General features: G+C 36.5%; 16 protein-coding genes and 1 pseudogene. All 17 read left to right on the top strand.

Annotated elements, in window-relative coordinates; genetic code table 11:
- Positions 1-350 precede the first annotated feature (350 nt).
- The 17 genes and pseudogenes from rfbB to galU all read left to right on the top strand — a co-directional run bounded on the left by rfbB (position 351) and on the right by galU (position 18,124).
- Complete coding sequence (gene rfbB / locus OCU46_RS18010) at positions 351-1,415, top strand: dTDP-glucose 4,6-dehydratase (RefSeq protein WP_141272430.1); 1,065 nt, start codon at positions 351-353, stop codon at positions 1,413-1,415.
- 1 nt (position 1,416) lies between these two features.
- Positions 1,417-2,283 (top strand): glucose-1-phosphate thymidylyltransferase RfbA, encoded by an 867-nt coding sequence (gene rfbA / locus OCU46_RS18015; RefSeq protein ID WP_141272428.1) that lies wholly within the window; start codon positions 1,417-1,419, stop codon positions 2,281-2,283.
- Entirely contained in the window at positions 2,284-2,703 is a 420-nt protein-coding gene (locus tag OCU46_RS18020) for a sugar 3,4-ketoisomerase (protein WP_141272426.1), read from the top strand.
- On the top strand, positions 2,681-3,151 hold the full coding sequence (locus OCU46_RS18025) for an acyltransferase (RefSeq protein ID WP_141272424.1): 471 nt from the start codon (positions 2,681-2,683) through the stop codon (positions 3,149-3,151). Before OCU46_RS18020 ends, OCU46_RS18025 begins: the two co-directional genes overlap by 23 nt.
- The gene (locus OCU46_RS18030; RefSeq protein WP_141272422.1) at positions 3,148-4,254 is read left to right on the top strand and encodes a DegT/DnrJ/EryC1/StrS family aminotransferase; all 1,107 of its coding nucleotides are present in this window, start codon (positions 3,148-3,150) and stop codon (positions 4,252-4,254) included. The genes OCU46_RS18025 and OCU46_RS18030 overlap by 4 nt, the downstream gene beginning before the upstream one ends.
- A gap of 11 nt (positions 4,255-4,265) precedes the next feature.
- Complete coding sequence (locus OCU46_RS18035; RefSeq protein ID WP_141272420.1) at positions 4,266-5,723, top strand: oligosaccharide flippase family protein; 1,458 nt, start codon at positions 4,266-4,268, stop codon at positions 5,721-5,723.
- Positions 5,724-5,742: 19 nt separating this feature from the next.
- Positions 5,743-6,897 carry a glycosyltransferase gene (locus OCU46_RS18040; RefSeq protein ID WP_141272418.1) on the top strand — a complete coding sequence of 385 codons (1,155 nt, stop codon included), beginning with the start codon at positions 5,743-5,745 and terminating at the stop codon, positions 6,895-6,897.
- The gene (locus OCU46_RS18045; RefSeq protein ID WP_141272416.1) at positions 6,894-8,105 is read left to right on the top strand and encodes a glycosyltransferase; all 1,212 of its coding nucleotides are present in this window, start codon (positions 6,894-6,896) and stop codon (positions 8,103-8,105) included. Before OCU46_RS18040 ends, OCU46_RS18045 begins: the two co-directional genes overlap by 4 nt.
- Positions 8,102-9,244 (top strand): glycosyltransferase family 4 protein, encoded by a 1,143-nt coding sequence (locus OCU46_RS18050; protein ID WP_141272414.1) that lies wholly within the window; start codon positions 8,102-8,104, stop codon positions 9,242-9,244. The genes OCU46_RS18045 and OCU46_RS18050 overlap by 4 nt, the downstream gene beginning before the upstream one ends.
- Before the next feature lie 145 nt (positions 9,245-9,389).
- Complete coding sequence (locus OCU46_RS20265; protein ID WP_390203071.1) at positions 9,390-10,421, top strand: EpsG family protein; 1,032 nt, start codon at positions 9,390-9,392, stop codon at positions 10,419-10,421.
- Between the two features lie 22 nt (positions 10,422-10,443).
- Complete coding sequence (locus OCU46_RS18055) at positions 10,444-11,601, top strand: glycosyltransferase (protein WP_141272411.1); 1,158 nt, start codon at positions 10,444-10,446, stop codon at positions 11,599-11,601.
- Complete coding sequence (locus tag OCU46_RS18060; protein ID WP_167495423.1) at positions 11,591-12,514, top strand: glycosyltransferase family 2 protein; 924 nt, start codon at positions 11,591-11,593, stop codon at positions 12,512-12,514. The genes OCU46_RS18055 and OCU46_RS18060 overlap by 11 nt, the downstream gene beginning before the upstream one ends.
- A gap of 245 nt (positions 12,515-12,759) precedes the next feature.
- A pseudogene (locus tag OCU46_RS18065) lies at positions 12,760-13,935 on the top strand (IS3 family transposase).
- 64 nt (positions 13,936-13,999) lie between these two features.
- Positions 14,000-14,770, top strand: coding sequence for a glycosyltransferase family 2 protein (locus OCU46_RS18070; RefSeq protein WP_141272407.1), 771 nt, complete (start codon positions 14,000-14,002; stop codon positions 14,768-14,770).
- 108 nt (positions 14,771-14,878) lie between these two features.
- On the top strand, positions 14,879-15,805 hold the full coding sequence (locus OCU46_RS18075) for an exopolysaccharide biosynthesis polyprenyl glycosylphosphotransferase (RefSeq protein ID WP_141272405.1): 927 nt from the start codon (positions 14,879-14,881) through the stop codon (positions 15,803-15,805).
- A 115-nt stretch (positions 15,806-15,920) separates the two neighbouring features.
- On the top strand, positions 15,921-17,087 hold the full coding sequence (locus tag OCU46_RS18080; RefSeq protein WP_141272403.1) for a nucleotide sugar dehydrogenase: 1,167 nt from the start codon (positions 15,921-15,923) through the stop codon (positions 17,085-17,087).
- Positions 17,088-17,245: 158 nt separating this feature from the next.
- On the top strand, positions 17,246-18,124 hold the full coding sequence (galU, locus tag OCU46_RS18085; RefSeq protein WP_141272401.1) for a UTP--glucose-1-phosphate uridylyltransferase GalU: 879 nt from the start codon (positions 17,246-17,248) through the stop codon (positions 18,122-18,124).
- Positions 18,125-18,186: the final 62 nt, after the last annotated feature.

Below are 18,186 nucleotides of genomic sequence, written 5' to 3' on the forward strand. Positions count from 1 at the left end.
GATTCTATATAACCTGTCATCCCGGAAATTGCGCAGCAATTATCCGGGATCTTAGCTGCAACGATCCCTTAAGAAGGCGAAAAGCAAACGAGTTGGCAAGATAGGTATTAGCTTACTGAAAACTCATATGTACCAAGATAGATATTTACAGGGACCTATTGGGGTATTTTTTGAAGAAGTAGCAAAACCTAGGCTTTACAGGGGATAGCCCGCGAAGGGCTGTCTCAAAATGAACGAAAAGTGTCTCAAAGCACTCCAGTGTTCACACGAAAATTCAAGCTTCATAATTTTACAAGATACCAATATTAGTATTAACGCACTAACGCGATCATCGTCAGAGAAATAATAATATGAAAATTTTAATCACAGGCGGAGCCGGATTTATTGGCTCTGCTGTCGTGCGTCACGTTATTAATAACACAAAAGGCAGTGTTATTAATGTGGATAAATTAACGTACGCAGGTAATTTAGAATCGCTTTCTGATATAGAATCAGATGGGCGTTACTCATTTGAACGAGTCGATATTTGTGACCGTGTTGAATTAGACCGAATTTTCGCCGAGCATCAACCTGACGCGGTAATGCACCTTGCTGCAGAGTCTCACGTAGACCGTTCAATTGATGGTCCAGCTGCGTTCATTGAAACCAATATTGTGGGAACGTATACCTTACTTGAAGCAACGCGCTCTTACTGGAATACCTTATCAGAAACTGCGAAACAAGCGTTTCGCTTTCACCACATTTCAACTGACGAAGTATACGGCGATTTAGAAGGTACCGACGACCTCTTTACAGAAACCACCTCTTACGAGCCTTCAAGCCCTTACTCTGCTTCTAAAGCATCAAGTGACCATCTAGTGCGTGCATGGCTTCGCACCTACGGACTTCCTACTATTGTCACTAACTGCTCAAACAACTATGGTCCCTACCACTTCCCAGAAAAACTGATTCCTTTGATGATTTTGAATGCGATGTCAGGCAAAGCGTTGCCTGTTTACGGCGATGGCATGCAAATTAGAGATTGGCTATTTGTGGAAGATCATGCTCGTGCGCTATACAAAGTGGTGAAAGAAGGTGAAGTCGGCGAGACGTACAACATTGGCGGCCACAACGAAAAAGCAAACATTGAAGTTGTGAAGACTATCTGTTCACTTCTAGAAGAGTTGGAACCAACTAAACCTGAAGGTGTTGCACACTACCAAGATTTAATTACCTACGTCACCGACCGTCCAGGACACGATGTGCGCTACGCTATAGACGCTTCTAAGATTGAGCGTGAACTGGGTTGGACACCAGAAGAGACATTTGAATCAGGCATTCGTAAAACAGTCGAATGGTATCTGAACAACAAAGAGTGGTGGAGTCGAGTGCTTGACGGCTCATACGCGGGCGAGCGTTTAGGAGTGAACAAATAATATGAAAGGAATTATTCTAGCGGGTGGCTCGGGAACACGTCTTTATCCCATTACCAAAGGTGTCTCTAAACAGTTGTTGCCTGTTTACGATAAACCAATGATTTACTACCCGCTATCAGTATTGATGTTGGCCGGCATTCGAGACATTCTCGTCATCACTACGCCTGAAGACTTAGACGGCTTTCAACGCCTATTGGGAGACGGCAGTGACTTTGGTATTTCCCTTGAGTATGCTGTGCAGCCATCGCCAGATGGTCTCGCGCAAGCATTTATTATTGGTGAGGAATTTATTGGAACAGATTCTGTGTGCTTAGTGTTAGGCGATAATATTTTCTATGGTCAGGGTTTCTCCCCGATGCTGCAGAACGCAGCCAAAACATCGAATGGTGCGACAGTATTTGGATACAAAGTAAAAGACCCTGAGCGTTTCGGTGTTGTAGAGTTTGATGACAATATGCGAGCCGTTTCAATTGAGGAAAAACCAAGCCATCCTAAGTCTAACTACGCGGTGACTGGGTTGTATTTCTATGATAATCAGGTTGTTGAGATTGCCAAAACCATAGAACCTTCTGAAAGGGGAGAGTTGGAAATCTCGAGCATCAACCAGGAATATCTAAAGCGAAACGCCCTAAATGTAGAACTGTTAGGTCGAGGATTTGCTTGGCTAGATACGGGGACGCACGGCAGTTTACTTGAAGCTTCCCATTTCGTAGAGACACTAGAGAAACGACAAGGGTTTAAGGTAGCTTGCTTGGAAGAGATAGCTTATAACCTAAATTGGCTATCAAAAGCTCAAATTAAAATGGCGGGTGAGGCATTATCTAAAAATGAATATGGCCGTTACCTCCTTGAATTATTGGATGAATGAATGTCTAGTACTAATTTGATTTCTTTCGAAATGCTTGGCGACGAACGTGGTTCGCTCATCTCTCTAGAGCAAAATAAAAATATTCCATTCACGATAAAACGCGTCTATTACTTGTTTGATACTAATATTGAAACATCGCGAGGGTATCACGCCCATTACGACTTAGAACAAGTTGCGATTTGTCTAAAGGGGAGCGTGACTTTTTTACTGGATGACGGTCAAACTAAGGAACGCGTCACTTTGAACTCTCCAGATGTTGGGTTGCACATAAAAGGGTTGAAATGGCGCGAAATGCATGATTTTTCTGAAGACAGCGTATTGATTGTACTTGCGAGCGATCTTTATAAAGAATCTGATTATATCCGTGATTACGATACGTTTCTAAGAGAGGTTAGGAATGAAGATTCACCCGCTCAGTGACGTTGTCAGTAACAACATCGGTGAAGGCACTACCATTTGGCAATTCTCCGTTGTATTTAAAGGGGCAACCATTGGAAAAGAATGCAATATCTGCGCTCATACCTTAATTGAGAACGATGTAACCATAGGCAACAGAGTTACCGTGAAAAGCGGTGTGTATATTTGGGATGGCATCACAATAGAAGATGATGTATTTATTGGGCCTTGTGTCGCGTTTACCAATGATAAAAACCCCCGTTCTAAACATTATCCTGAATCCTTCTTAAAGACGGTAATTGAAAAAGGTGCTTCAATTGGAGCTAATGCGACGATTCTTCCAGGTATAACGATAGGTGAGGGCTCGATGGTTGGCGCCGGCGCAGTCGTCACTAAGAATGTCCCTAAAAACGCCGTAGTAGCAGGTAACCCTGCTCGTATCATCAAAAACATAGAGAACAATACAAAATGATACCATTTTTAGATCTTAAAGCGATTAATCAACAATATCAAAAAGAATTAAAAGAAGCCTGTGCGAGAGTCATTGATTCAGGCTGGTATATTATGGGCAATGAATTGGCTGCGTTTGAACAAGAGTTTGCAGCTTACTGCGGAACTAAATATTGTATTGGTGTTGCCAATGGATTAGATGCTTTAACGTTAACGTTGCGCGCTTGGAAAGAAATGGGCAAATTACAAGACGGTGATGAAGTTATTGTACAAGCAAATACTTATATCGCTTCAGTGTTGGCCATTACAGAGAATAATCTCAAACCAGTTTTAGTAGAACCAGATACTTGTACATACAATTTAACAGCAGATAATATTAGGCAGGCGATCACATCGAAAACTAAAGTTATTCTTCCAGTACACCTTTATGGCCTAATCTCTCCTATGGAGGAAATTCTTGACGTAGCTAAAGAGCATAAGTTACTTGTACTTGAAGATTGTGCTCAGTCTCATGGAGCGATGTTAGGTGTAAAAAAATGTGGAAACCTTGGCGATGCAGCAGGATTTAGTTTCTATCCTGGAAAAAACCTTGGTGCTTTAGGTGATGCCGGTGCGATAACAACAAATGATAAAGAATTAGCAGATGTTATTTCAGCCATTAGAAATTATGGATCTGTTGAAAAATATCTTAATAAATTTAAAGGAGTCAACAGTCGTTTAGATGAAATACAAGCCGCGATGTTGAGAGTAAAGTTGACACATCTTGAAAACGACGTGTATAAGAGAAAAATAATTGCTAATAACTATAGCAAGAAAATAAAGAATAGCCATATAAAATTACCGACTTATATATGTGATAAGTCTCATGTTTTTCATCTTTACGTTATTCAGGTGGAAAATAGAGAAGAATTTATAGAATACTGTGAAAATAGGCATATAAGCTTAGGGGTACATTACCCAACTGCTCCCCATCATCAAGATGCACTCAAAGAATTACAATATGCTAACTTGCCCCTTACTGAGAACTTGCATCAAAAAGTGGTCAGTTTGCCTATTAGTCCTACACTGACTGAGTCAGATATGAGTTATATTATTGATACGATTAATAAATATAAACCTCTGTGATGGATTAAATAATGACTCATAAGAAACATATCCTAAAAGGAGCCTCAATAATAGGTTCTGCTTCAGTGGTTACAATTATTATTAGTCTGTTTAAGGTTAAAATACTAGCGCTGTATGTAGGCCCTGTTGGAGTAGGGACTATGGGTTTATTAATGACCGTCTTGTCCTTAGCGACAACGATTGTTGGTTTTGGGATCAACACAGCATGTGTTAGAGAGTTGGCTCATAATAATAAGCCAGGAAAAATGTCGTTGATAAGGAGAAGTGTAAATCTTGTAAATGTAATAATCGGTTTTATCACTATTTTAATAGTATATATATTTAAAGCTGAGCTATCTATTTTACTTTTTAATTCTGATTCATATGAAATTGAGGTGATTTTACTGAGCGTAGGTGTGTTGCTATCACTAATATCTTCAGCACAGTTAGCATTCTTACAAGGTTACCGTAAATTAAAAGAGATTGCTAAATATAAAATTTACTCGGCGATACTATCCTCTGTTATTGGATTGACCATAATATATATTCTTGGCAATAAAGGTGTAATTTATTTTGTGCTTTCACTACCTTTCTTTAGTGTAGTAATGGGTGCAATATACTCAAAAAGACTGCCTTCTACAGGTAGGAAAATCCCAAACATGAAAGAGGTTTTAGCAACAATAAAGCCAATGATTAATGTTGGGACCGCATTTATGTTAGCGGCAATAATGAATGAAACTGCTAAATTGTTCGTTCGGAAGATAGTTAACGATAATATTGGAATCGAATCAGTGGGGCAATATCAAGCTGCATGGAGTATATCGATGACTTATATTGGCTTCATTTTAACAGCTATGGCTGCTGATTATTATCCTAGACTGTCTAAATCTATCAATGATTCACGTAGAACATTTTTAAATGTAAATAGACAACTTGAAATGTCTCTATTATTAGCAAGTCCATTCATATTAATTTTGATTACATTTAGTAACCCACTTGTTTATTTACTTTATTCGTCGGAATTTAAACAAAGTGGATTAATATTAAAGTGGCAAGCCTTAGGAGATATTTTTAAAATTATGGGCTGGTCTCTTGGTTTCTTGCTTGTTGCAAAAGGTAAGGGACTTCAGTACTTTTTGACTGAGGCGGCATTTTCCGTTACGTACGTTATGTTGATAAATTATGGTATAAGTAACTATGACGTGGAAATAACCGGATACGCATTTGTTCTGGCATATTTTGTTTATTTGGTTTTGTTGTACCGGATAGTAAAAATCACATTTAGGATTAAAATCGCAAGAGTCAACGTAACAACTTTTTTAGTTCTGTTTCTTGTTTCATCACTAGTGTTATTTACTCATTACTATGCTCGATATTTATCTTATTTTATTGGTTGTTGTGCTATATTATTTAGTTTACTTAAGGCTTATTATTATGTTAGTAATTCTGGCTTAATTCCCAAAAGTATCACCAGAAAAATAAGTGTTTAAATCTATTGAGACGTCGTTTATGAAAAAAATATATATGAGGACTCCAAGAATCTGGATGTCAGAGTTAGCCAAAGATTTAAATTTGGATTACAAATATGAAAATAAAATTATGTTTGGTAAAAGCAGAGTTAGTATTTCTGGAGTTAAACAAGCATTGTATAATTTATTTAAAGCATCGCCTCTACCACCGTTAGAATGGATAGTTAATTACAAACTTATAACGGGAAAAGATCTTTCCGAATATGACCTGATAGTCGAATCAGGAAGTAAAGTAATACGAACGAAAGTAAATTATATTAGCTACGTTGAAAATGCCATTGGCTTGTTTGGTTTCAATTCAAAGAAAATTAATAAAATTAACTGGTATTTGTTTACCCAATTGATAAAAAAATCGAATTTTAAGGGGTTTGTGTTCTATTCTAAAGCATCCAGAACCGCCACAATGAATTTATTTATGAAATTCAATTCTTTGTCGTTATTTAAGGATCTAGATCTAGGTATTATATACCCATATGCCAAAGTGCCTAAGTTTAAAAAAAATTCTGATATTTTACTTCCTCCGAAAAATGAGTTTAAGGCTCTTTTCTGTTCAAGTTCACTCGTTTTAAAAGGCGGATTGGAAACCATAGTTGCGATTGAAGAATTAAGCTCTGAGCATGATATAGAGCTTATTTGCATTACTAATGGAAACATTAGCCGCACTTATGCCAATACTGAGTTTGTAAAGTTTAGTAGCGACAGGGAAAAATATGAAAGTATCATAGCAAATTGCGACATTATTATACATCCGACATTTTTTGATACACATGCTCTTTCCCTATTAGACGGTCTAGTTAGTGGTAAACCTGCTATATCAACAAACACATTCGCAATATCGGAATATATTGAATCAGGATATAATGGTATATTAATTGGAAATCCATATAAACCATTCGATGATGAAACTAAACTTCCCAAGTTTACCGGTTCACCCCTATGCTTCGCAATTGAAATTGAAAAAAAGCACGTGCTCAATGTAAAAATGAAAAATGAAATAAAAGTAGCTATACAATCAATAATGAGCAACTATCCTAAATTTCAAAGAAACTCTCGCACTTTCAGTTCTGACGCTGAATTTAACCCAATCAATGTGCTAAAGAACTGGAATCAACTTTTCGAGAAGGTGGTAAAATGAGAGTAGGTGTATATTCTAATAGATTTCCTGAGATATCGCAGACATTTGTTACAAACCAAATAAGTAATCTAATAAAGCATGATGTTGATGTTCGAATACTATGCGACAATCTAACATCCCATTCCCGTTATCATAGAGATATTAGTGATGAAAACCTTTTAGATATTTGTCATGCACTAGAGCCTTGTAAAAAAAATAAATATAGATATTTTGCGAAAACTTTGATGAACGTTTTCAAAGGCATTAGTGTTAAGAAAATTAAATTCATCATGAGGTTACTTTTAAGCAATGAACTAATGAGCAGTCAGAAGTTAAAATTACTTAATATGTATTTATACAAAGACACTATTAATGATCTAGACGTTATTTTGGTTCATTTTGGCCATAATGGATATTGTTTTAAGAAATTTAAAGATTTAGTTAACGCAAAGTTCAAGATTTTTACTATTTTCCATGGTTATGAAATTAGTTCACACCAAGCGATCAATAAATATAGTGCACAATATAAGGCTTTAGGAAACGAGAAAAGTCATCTTTTAACTGTTAACGAATTATGGAAGAAAAGGTTGATTTCTCTCGGATGTAAACAAAGCTACGTTTCTGTATGTAGATTAGGAATTGACGACGAACTGTTTACTGAAGTAAAACCGTTCATACGCCGCGAAAAATTAAGAATCGTTCAAGTGGGCCGACTTACAGAGAAAAAAGCGATCTTGGATTCAATTGCAGCCGTAATAAAAGCTAGGGAAACAGTAGACCTTGAGTTTGTTATTATCGGGGAAGGTGAGCTATATAGTAGGTGTAGCTTATTAATAGAAGATAATAATGCTTCAGATTATATCAAATTATTAGGATCCAAGACACAAGAAGAAGTAAATCAAACTCTGACCCGTTCCGATGTTTTTATTTTACCTAGTGTAACAAGTTCAACGGGTGATATGGAGGGGATTCCAGTAGCTCTGATGGAAGCAATGGCCAAAGGTTTAGTAGTTATAAGTACCTACCATTCTGGAATACCAGAATTAATCGATGAAAACTGTGGTTTTTTGGTTAAAGAGCACGACGTTGAAGCCCTATCTGAAAAAATAAAGCTTATAAATAAATTGAGTGAAGGAGAGATTGATGAACTTAGAAAAAATGCCGTAGATAAATGCTATAGAAATTTCAGAAACTCAAAAAATGTTAAACTGTTGGTTGAAAAATTTTGAAAATATTGCATATTGCTAGAAATTTACCTTTAAAAAAACTAGAGGGTAATCCAATAATATGGGAAATTATTGATAATTTAGAAAAAATTCCGGGGTTAGATCAAAAGGTATTATTTCCAGCTGAATACGTACCTAAATTTTTTACGTTCGGTAGGTTTAAAGTATTTTCTGAGTTTAAAGGTACTTCGCATAAAAGAGGTTATAAAATATTATTCTGTAATTTCTTTAGAATCCCTAAGGCATATGATTTTTACTTTGCAGATTCGATAATAAATAGAGCTGACGTTGTCGACTATGCTAAAGGAGTAAATTTGTCACATGCTCACTATATTTTACCCGATGGGTTAGTAGCGTTAAGGCTTAAGAAAGATCTTAATATACCTTATGTAGTAACTGTAAGGGCTGGTGAGTTGGATAAGCTTGAAAAAATAGACCAAAAATCAAGATACTTCAGGAAATACGAGTCAGTGTTGCTACATAGTTCAAAAGTAATATCACCTAGTTATTACATAGCAACTCGTTTAAGAAGTTTGTTCAAGTTTGACCTGAACATAGTATGCATTCCACATGGATTAAATGAATCTCAGTATTCTTATTTTAATGAGGTGGACGGTCCTATAAAGTTTGCATGTTGTTCACAACTTATAGAACGCAAAAATATTGACATACTTTGTCGTGCTTTCAATAATGCTGTGTCAAAATCAAAATCCGACGCGGAACTCACGATTGTCGGAGATGGACCTTTGCTTTCGACTTTATCAAGTAAGTTTGGTGCATCTATAAACTTTGTTGGAAAAAAAGATTATGGATTTGTCCAAAAACTATTTTCTGAAGCAAACGTTTTTGCACTAGTAAGTGATAGTGAAACGTTCGGAATGGTTTATATCGAGGCGCTCTCAAAAGGTTGTCTAGTAATTGGCAAAAAACATAGTGGAATTGACGGATATATTAAAGATTCAATATTTGTGGGAGATGAACAAGAACTAGAATCAGTATTTTCCGATATCTTGAATGGAAATATTGAATTAAATAAGTTGGCTAAGAATTCATATTTAGAAGCTAAAAATATTTTTGTTTGGAATAAAGTAATTAAAGAATACTCTAATGTCTACATAGAAGCAGTTGAAAGTGGAAATTAATATTAAATCATTAGGAATGCTTTTAGTAAGTCCTTTATTAAGTGCATTTTATGGGGTTGTGAATTTGTTCAATAATAAGCATAATCCAATTATTATTGCGTTCTCTCTATCGATGATATTCATATACCTTCCGCTTCCATATGATATGTCATCAAATTTCTTTTCTACGCAATACAGCACGAGCCTTGAATATCTAAAGCTGTACAACTACTTACCCTTTTATTCAAAGGGTGTGTTACCTTATGCTTTTTGGGTGTTCTGCTATACTTTTATTATATTTTATATTTGGTTTTATATTCTGCGTGATATTTGCGAACATAAAAATAATAAGAGAATAGTTTTTACAGTCATTATATTCTTGCTAATGCTTACCTATCGTGATGTTTTAGATCTAAATAGAACGTATTTAGCATACAGTATAATGTTATTTGGTTTCTACAATGGATTTATAGGAAAAAGAAAAGGTTTAGTAGTAACTTGCATTATTCTAGCGATGTTTTTACATAGTTCAAGTATTCTTCTAGGCTTACTGGCACTAATTCCGAGTAGTAATAAAAGAGTCCAGGTATTACTTTTGCCTTTAATCGGTTTATTACTAGGTTCATATTTAGTAAACTTCATAGTCGGTAATGTTAAAGCGTTTCAGTTTTTATTATCTGGCGAAGTAGTAAGCAAGATCAATAACTATACTGGTGATTCGGTTTGGGGCATCAGTCAGTTACCCATAAGTTTGCAGATACGCAGAATTTGTGAATGGGTTCTCTTCTATTCTTTCTGTATTTATTTATACCTTTTCAAAGAAAAACTGGAAAGAAAAGATTTCATATACTCAATGTTGCTGTTTGTAACAAGCGTTTTTTGGGACTATCGCACTTTATATGAGAGATATGCACTTTTTACATTAATGTATTTGATAGTGATAATATCTCAGATTGGAATTAAATCGTATTATAAAATGATTTTTGTAGTGTTGCTGTCTTTCAGATTTTTTATCGTTAATTTTTACTCTTATGGGCATTTGTTTACATGCAAAAATGACATCGTAATAAACTGTAATCCAGTAATTGGTAACTATTTAAAATTGTTTTATATTCCGACACCGCTTTTACTAAATATAAATATCGGTAATTCAGACGAGTTTATTTATAAGTATTATACCAGAGGGAAAGTATATTAGTGTTGTTAAAAAAAGGTAAGATATGAAAGTACTATTAGTCGGTGAATATTCAGGCGTGCACAGCAACTTAAAAAGCATAGTTGGCAACAAGGCCGATGTTACGACCATCTCTGATGGAGACGGTTATAAATCTTACAAGAGAGATATCAACTTATCATCTGAGTATCCTTGGTATTATAGGTCCTATATGGTTCATGTTTTGGAATTTTTAGGGTTAAAAGGTCTGAGATCTTTCTATTTAGATAGAGATATAATACGCGAATTAAAAGGGCACGATGTCGTCCAACTGATAAATACAGCACCAATTTCTCGTTATGGTTCTTTGGCTAATTTTCTTTTGATCAGGTATTTAAAAGAAAACAATAAGAAAATCTTTTTGTCTGCTGTAGGGGACGATTTTACTTGGGTTTCATATTCACTTAATGGCAGTTTTAAGTATTCCGCGATGGACAGGCTTTCTTTCAGAACTTTGAAAAGCTATTTGTACTCGCTAAAATATATCTACGGATTTGGTTATAGAATTCTTGATAGATATGTACTGAATAGTGTTAAGGCCATTATACCTGGTCTAGTTGACTATGATATTCCCTATCGTGGAAATACTAAGAAAACTACCTTAATACCACTGCCTATTAAGTGGGAATCTTATGATAAAGCGATACAGCTATACAACGAGCATGTATCAGATGTCATGGTTGAGAAAGAAAACCTGATCATCTTTCACGGTTGGCAAAAAGGGAAAGAGAATCGGAAAGGAAATGACGTATTCGACGATGTAATAAATAGTTTAAAAGATGATATCGATTTTGATTATAGAGTAGTGTCTAATGTATCTTATGACGATTATTTGACATCATTTACAGACAGTACATTATTTTTCGACCAGTTGTTCAGTTATGATATGGGTATGAATGCTCTTATTGGTTTGGCTAATGGCAAGATAGTATTTAGTGGATTCGAGGCACATTCCTGTCTAGATGAATATCCAAGCATTCATACTATAGGTATAAACGCTACTCCAGATTCAAAACAGTTGCGCAAGAACATAGAACTAGTACTTAGGGATTTCAATCTGAGAAAATCCATAATAAGAAACGGTCTAGAGTATATAATTAAGCATCATAACCCCGCTGTTATTTCAGATGCCTATCTCGAGGTTTGGAGTAAAAATGGTCAATAATAAAATGATAACATATTCAGTTGTTATTCCCTGCTACAATTCTGAAGAATATATATCTGAATGCCTCGATAGTATTATATATTCTGAGTCAGAACATTCTGTAGAAATAATTGTTGTTGACGACGGTTCTATTGACTCTACGAGTGAAATAGTATCTGACTACATGACAAAAATAGAATGCGGAAACGCCATTAGTTATTATTACAAAGATAATGGCGGACTTAGTTCTGCAAGAAACTTCGGTATAGAAAAAGCTGTTGGAGAATTTATCATTTTTCTTGATTCTGATGATGTCTTGCATGTTGATTTCTTTGGTGTTATCTCTAAATATCGCGATTATGATATCGTAAGTTTTGATTTCTCAAGGTTTTCGAATATTCGTACACTTGACTATTCTCAATCTACACATCTTTATAACACGGTCAAAGAAAATTATTCATTATCTGATGTTTTTCTTGCAGGTAATTGGTATGCGCCAATGCGGGTTTATAGAAAGGACATATTCACAAAAAAGAGATTTAAGGAGGATATTTATTATGAAGATTTGGAACTTATTTCCAAAATCTATTTGAGTAGTCCTATTTTTATTCACCTAAACAAACCTCTATATGGTTACAGGATCACAGAGGGAAGCATTACAAACAGTGTAAACGAAAAACATATCAAAGATTTGAAATTGATTATGTCAGATCTAGAAAATGGTGAATTTCATGATATACGCCATTTCAATTTGTCATATTTAATCAACTCAAAAGAGATGTTTCTAGGAAAACCAATAACAAAGTTTCAACGAAGAATATCATTGAGGTATTATTTTAGCCTAAATAGATATAAGAAGATATTTTTCATATCTCCTTTGTTATTAAAACTCTATTATATGGCTAAGAGTTTGTGGAACTGTGTGAAAAATTGAAAGGTTTATAATGTAACTTGAAAAATTTTGGCAGTAAGTGTCGATCTAACCTGTTACTTCTGCTAGTCGTTTTCGGATTTCACTTTAGTGGCATTGTGGAGTTGGTCACTGGATATTGGGGTTTAGATGCACATTCAGCACAACAGGTGGAAGCATGACTATATGTACTGAATGTTGTGGCATAGTGAATTTGGTCACCTGATTAAAGGTGGTTAATGTGCACCTAGTACACAACAGGTGGAACTATGACAAAACGTACGAGAAGAACTTTCAGCTCTGAATTCAAACTTAAACCAGTACAATTGGTTGTTGACCAAGGCTACTCAATGGATGAGGCTAGCCAAAGCTATGAATGGGAGCAGGTCTGCCATGGAAAAATGGGTAAAGCAGCTAAAACAAGAGAGGAAAGGCCTTACGCCTAAGGCCTCCACACTGACGCTTGAACAAATTGAAATCCGAGAGCTAAAAATCGGATCGCAGAGCTTGAAGAGCGCGATGAAATCATAAAAAAGCTACAGCTCTGTTGATGTTGGACTCACTGAAAAATCTCGATAGTCGAGCGACCCAAACAGAGCTACAGTATCACTACACTATGCAACGTCTTACGAATACTAGAAGCGCCGACTAAGAGCCATTCCTGCATTAGAAGTTCAAACTCGAGCACTTGTTTAAGAGGCTCATGGTGCCAGCAATGGCTCCGCAGGGGCTCGAAAGTTCGCAGGTATCGTAACTAATGCTGGTATTAAGTTGAGTCGTTATCGAGCAACTAAGATTATGTAAAAGCTTGGGTTGGTTAGTCGACAACTGCCGAAGCATAAATATAAAAAACAGTCTCCTGAGCATGTGGAGATCCCTAATCACCTTGAGTGACAGTTCGCCTTTACAGTTCTAAATCAAGTGTGGGTTGGATATGTAACTTATGTCTAGATAGGAAATCGCTGGGCTTATCTTGCCGTTGTACTGGACTTGTTTGATCGAAAACCTATTGGCCGGGCTATGTCATTTTCGCCCGATAGCCAGTTGACAAGCAAAGCCTTAAAAATGGCTTATGAAAGCCGTGGCAAGCCTAAAGGGTTGATGTTCCATAGCGATCAGGGTACGCATTACACTAGCCGTAAGTTTCGTTAGACCTTATGGCGTTATCAGATAAAACAAAGCTTGTCGCGCACCGGAAATCACTCGGTCATCAGTTCTGTAAAGCGCTTATTAAGAAGTCTATAAACAGAATGGGTGGCAGCCGTTAACTAGCGGAATTTAATGGAGAGCCGGAATACCATTGCTGGTTATATCATTAGTTATTACAGCCAAATCCGGCCCTATTAGTATAAAGGCCCCTCACACCAAATGAATCGGAACAGGTACACTGGAAAACTTGTAAGACTATGTTTAATTTTAGGCGAACACTACAAGGCTTAGAATAGATACCCTAATTGTATTTTAATAAAACTAATATAAATAACAGATAGCATATTTGAAAGGTGAGTAATGCCAATAGTATCAATAATAACACCGTCATTTAATTGTATCGAATTTATTGACGAAACATTTAACTCTATTTTAGAGCAGACGTTAAATGACTGGGAGTGGATTGTTACTGACGATTGCTCAACCGACGGTACATATGAATATTTGCTACAGAAGGCAGCGTTAGATTCTAGAATAATAGTTTATAGGAATGGATCTAATAGTGGTGCAGCAGTGAGTCGTAACAATTCTATCAAACACGCAACAGGGAGATATATAGCATTTCTCGACTCTGATGACTTATGGGAAAATGATAAACTCAAAGTTCAGATTAGTTTCATGTCTCATAATAATATTGCATTTAGTTATACGGATTATTCATTTCTTAAAGAATCCGGGGAAATTATTGATAAAGCTAGGGTATTGCCTGTAACTTTGACTTACAGGCAATTACTGAATGAAAACTTAATCGGTTGTCTGACTGTGATGTACGACTCAAGAAAATTAGGTAAAATGTATATGCCTTTGATTAGGCGAAGACAGGATTATGGTCTTTGGTTAGATATTCTGAAAACGGTACCTATTGCTCATAAGTGTCCTGGTATACTCGCAAAATATAGACAAAGAACAAGTTCTGTCTCTAGTAATAAATTGAAGCTATTAAGGTATAATTTTGAACTTTTTTATAAGCATCAGAATATGCCAATTCATATGGCTAGTTATTATCTTTTTTTGAATGTATTTAATAAGTTATTCAAGAAAAATAAGGTTAAAATACAAATGGATAGTTAAAGGCTATCAATGAGAGCTTGTCAGGTTTTAATTTTCTTTGAAAAATATCAGTACTTGACATCCCTAATTTTTCACTTACGCTAAATATAGTTACTGTCAATAAATATTATGTTTAAAAATCCTAGAAGAAAATCAACTAAGAAAATATATATATACTGTCTGGACCAATACATTAAAAAATTGAAAGATCAAATAATCAATTTGGATGTCGAATTCGAGTTCAACAATTATGAAATTGGGATCGATTCAAATAAAGATGTAGTGTTGTGTCACTATCGCTATGCAGAACTTTCTCACTCTAACAAACAGTTTTTGGTTAAAGCATTAGCATTTGGCGTCTGGGTTGAGCCATTAGTCTCTTTCATTGATGGGCGTTATGGGTATACTGAAACTAGATTTTTACATTCAGGCTACTTTTTGCACCAAAAAGCTTTTTCTATTCTTTCGCACAAGAGAAACAAATTCTATAAACGTACTATTGATTTATTGTTTGCAATACTATTGCTTATAGTTACTTTTCCTATTGCGGTACTTACCGCTATCGCTATTAAGGTCGAATCCCCAGGTGCTGTTTTCTTTAAACAGCGACGAACAGGGTTATTGAATAAAGAGTTCGACGTGATTAAGTTTCGTTCTATGCGTAATGATGCTGAAAAAAATGGAGCTCAGTGGGCAAGTAAGAACGATGCAAGGGTTACTAAAGTCGGAAACTTTATCCGTAAAACGCGTATTGATGAGTTGCCTCAATTGATCAACGTTCTAAAAGGTGAAATGTCAATGGTTGGCCCAAGACCAGAACGAGAAGTATTTATTGAGACTTTAGAGAAAGAGATTCCGTACTATCGTTTTCGCCATGCCGTAAAGCCTGGCATTACTGGCTTGGCTCAGGTGAAATACGCATATGGCGCATCTATTGAAGATGCTGTTTGGAAGCACAAGTATGATATCTATTACATCAAACATCAATCTTACCTTTTGGACCTTAAAGTGTTGTTTTTGACAGTTAAAGTGGTTCTATTTGGTATGGGTAGGTAAGAGAAGTTGGAATTATTTAAAATAGTTGTATTTTATTGGCAAAAAAGAGCCAGTTTGTGTTAGACACAAGACCTGGCTTGCTAAGTAATTGAAACCTTAATTTAGTGAGAATAAAATGAAAATTGCTGTTGCAGGCACGGGCTATGTAGGTCTGTCTAATGCGATGTTGCTGGCTCAGCATCACCAAGTTATTGCGGTTGACATTGTTGAAGACAAAGTCAAACTACTGAATAAAAAGCAATCACCGATAGTCGACGCCGAAATTGAAGACTTTTTAGCTAATAGAGCCCTCAACTTCACAGCTACGCTCGATGTAGAGACAGCTTACCAAGAAGCCGACTATGTTGTAATCGCAACGCCAACCGACTATGACGCAGAAACCAACTACTTTAATACGTCTTCAGTAGAGGCAGTGATTAAGCAGGTGATGAAGATCAATCCTAATGCTGTAATGGTGATAAAATCCACTGTTCCTGTGGGTTATACCGCTCGTATTAAGCAAGAGTTGGGCTGTGAAAACCTGATCTTTTCTCCAGAGTTTTTAAGAGAAGGACGTGCGTTGTACGACAATCTCCACCCTTCACGTATTATCGTGGGCGAGTGTTCTGAGCGTGCTGAAACATTTGCCAATATGCTGGTAGAAGGCGCAGAAAAAGAGAATATCGAAGTATTTTATACAGGTTCTACGGAAGCTGAAGCAGTTAAACTGTTTTCGAACACCTACCTTGCACTTCGCGTCGCTTACTTTAATGAGTTGGACACTTACGCTGAAGCACACGGCCTAGACACTCGCCAGATCATCGAGGGTGTGGGGTTAGATCCTCGCATTGGTACCCACTATAACAATCCGTCATTTGGCTATGGGGGTTACTGCTTACCTAAAGATACCAAGCAGCTTCGAGCCAACTATGCGGATGTACCGAACAACATTATTGGTGCCATTGTAGATGCCAATACCACGCGTAAAGATTTTGTGGCTGACTCGATACTAAAACGCAATCCAGAGCAAGTGGGTATCTATCGGCTGATCATGAAAGCAGGTTCGGATAACTTCCGTGCATCATCGATTCAGGGGATCATGAAGCGACTGAAGGCAAAGGGTATTGAAGTCGTAGTGTATGAACCTGCTCTTGATGAAGCCGAGTTTTTCCATTCTTCAGTCATTAAAGATCTTGAAGAGTTTAAATCTATGTCGGACGTTATCGTTTCTAACCGCATGGTAGAAGAGTTGGCAGACGTAGAAAGCAAGGTATACACACGAGATCTATTTGGTTCGGATTAAGAATTAAGAAAAGCCTAGCAACGGAAGTCATAGTGTTCATTTATTTTTGTCTCGGTTAGCTAGGACAAATGAGATTTGAGGTGTGTGCACTCTATACGTTATTTAAGCAAAGGCTTTGCTTAAACCCCTCAATATATTGATTGATATAGAGAATAATAATGATTAAACATTGTTTATTTCCTGCCGCTGGCTACGGAACACGTTTTTTACCGGCAACAAAATCAATGCCGAAAGAAATGATGCCTGTTGTGAATAAACCTCTCATTGAGTATGGGGTTGAAGAAGCGATTGAAGCGGGTATGAGTAGCATGTGTATCGTCACTGGTCGCGGTAAGCATTCTTTGATGGATCACTTTGATAAGAACTACGAGCTAGAGCACCAAATTCAAGGCACTAACAAAGAAGAGTTGCTAGATAACATCAGACACACCATAGACTCAGCAGACTTCACTTACATCCGTCAGCGTGAAATGAAAGGTTTGGGGCATGCCATTCTGACTGGACGCGAACTTGTCGGTGATAAACCCTTTGCTGTGGTCTTGGCGGATGATCTTTGTGTGCATGAACAGGAAGGTGTGCTTAGTCAGATGGCTGCACTTTATAAGCAGTTCCGCTGTTCTATCGTTGCGGTTCAAGAAGTGCCTGAAGACGAAACACACAAGTACGGTGTTATCAAAGGCGAAATGATTAAAGATAACATCATTCGTGTTGATGACATGATAGAAAAGCCAGAACAAGGGACTGCGCCTAGTAATCTAGCAATCATTGGCCGTTATATTCTAACACCTGATATTTTTGAGTTGATTGAAGCTACTGAACCTGGAAAGGGCGGAGAGATCCAAATTACCGATGCATTATTAAAACAAGCGAAATCAGGATGTGTGTTGGCGTATAAGTTTAAAGGTAAGCGCTTTGACTGTGGTAGCGTAGAGGGTTATATCGAAGCAACTAACTACTGCTATGAGAATGTTTACGCGAAAGATAAGCAGGCTAATGAGCTAGGTAAACAGTCTACACATAAAGAGTCTATTGCTTAGTTGAACGGATACAAAAAGCTCTCCTTTCGAACGAATAAAAAAACGCCTTCTTGTTTTATCAC

The sequence above is a fragment of the Vibrio comitans genome (assembly GCA_024346835.1).
Classification (GTDB): Bacteria; Pseudomonadota; Gammaproteobacteria; order Enterobacterales; family Vibrionaceae; genus Vibrio; species Vibrio comitans.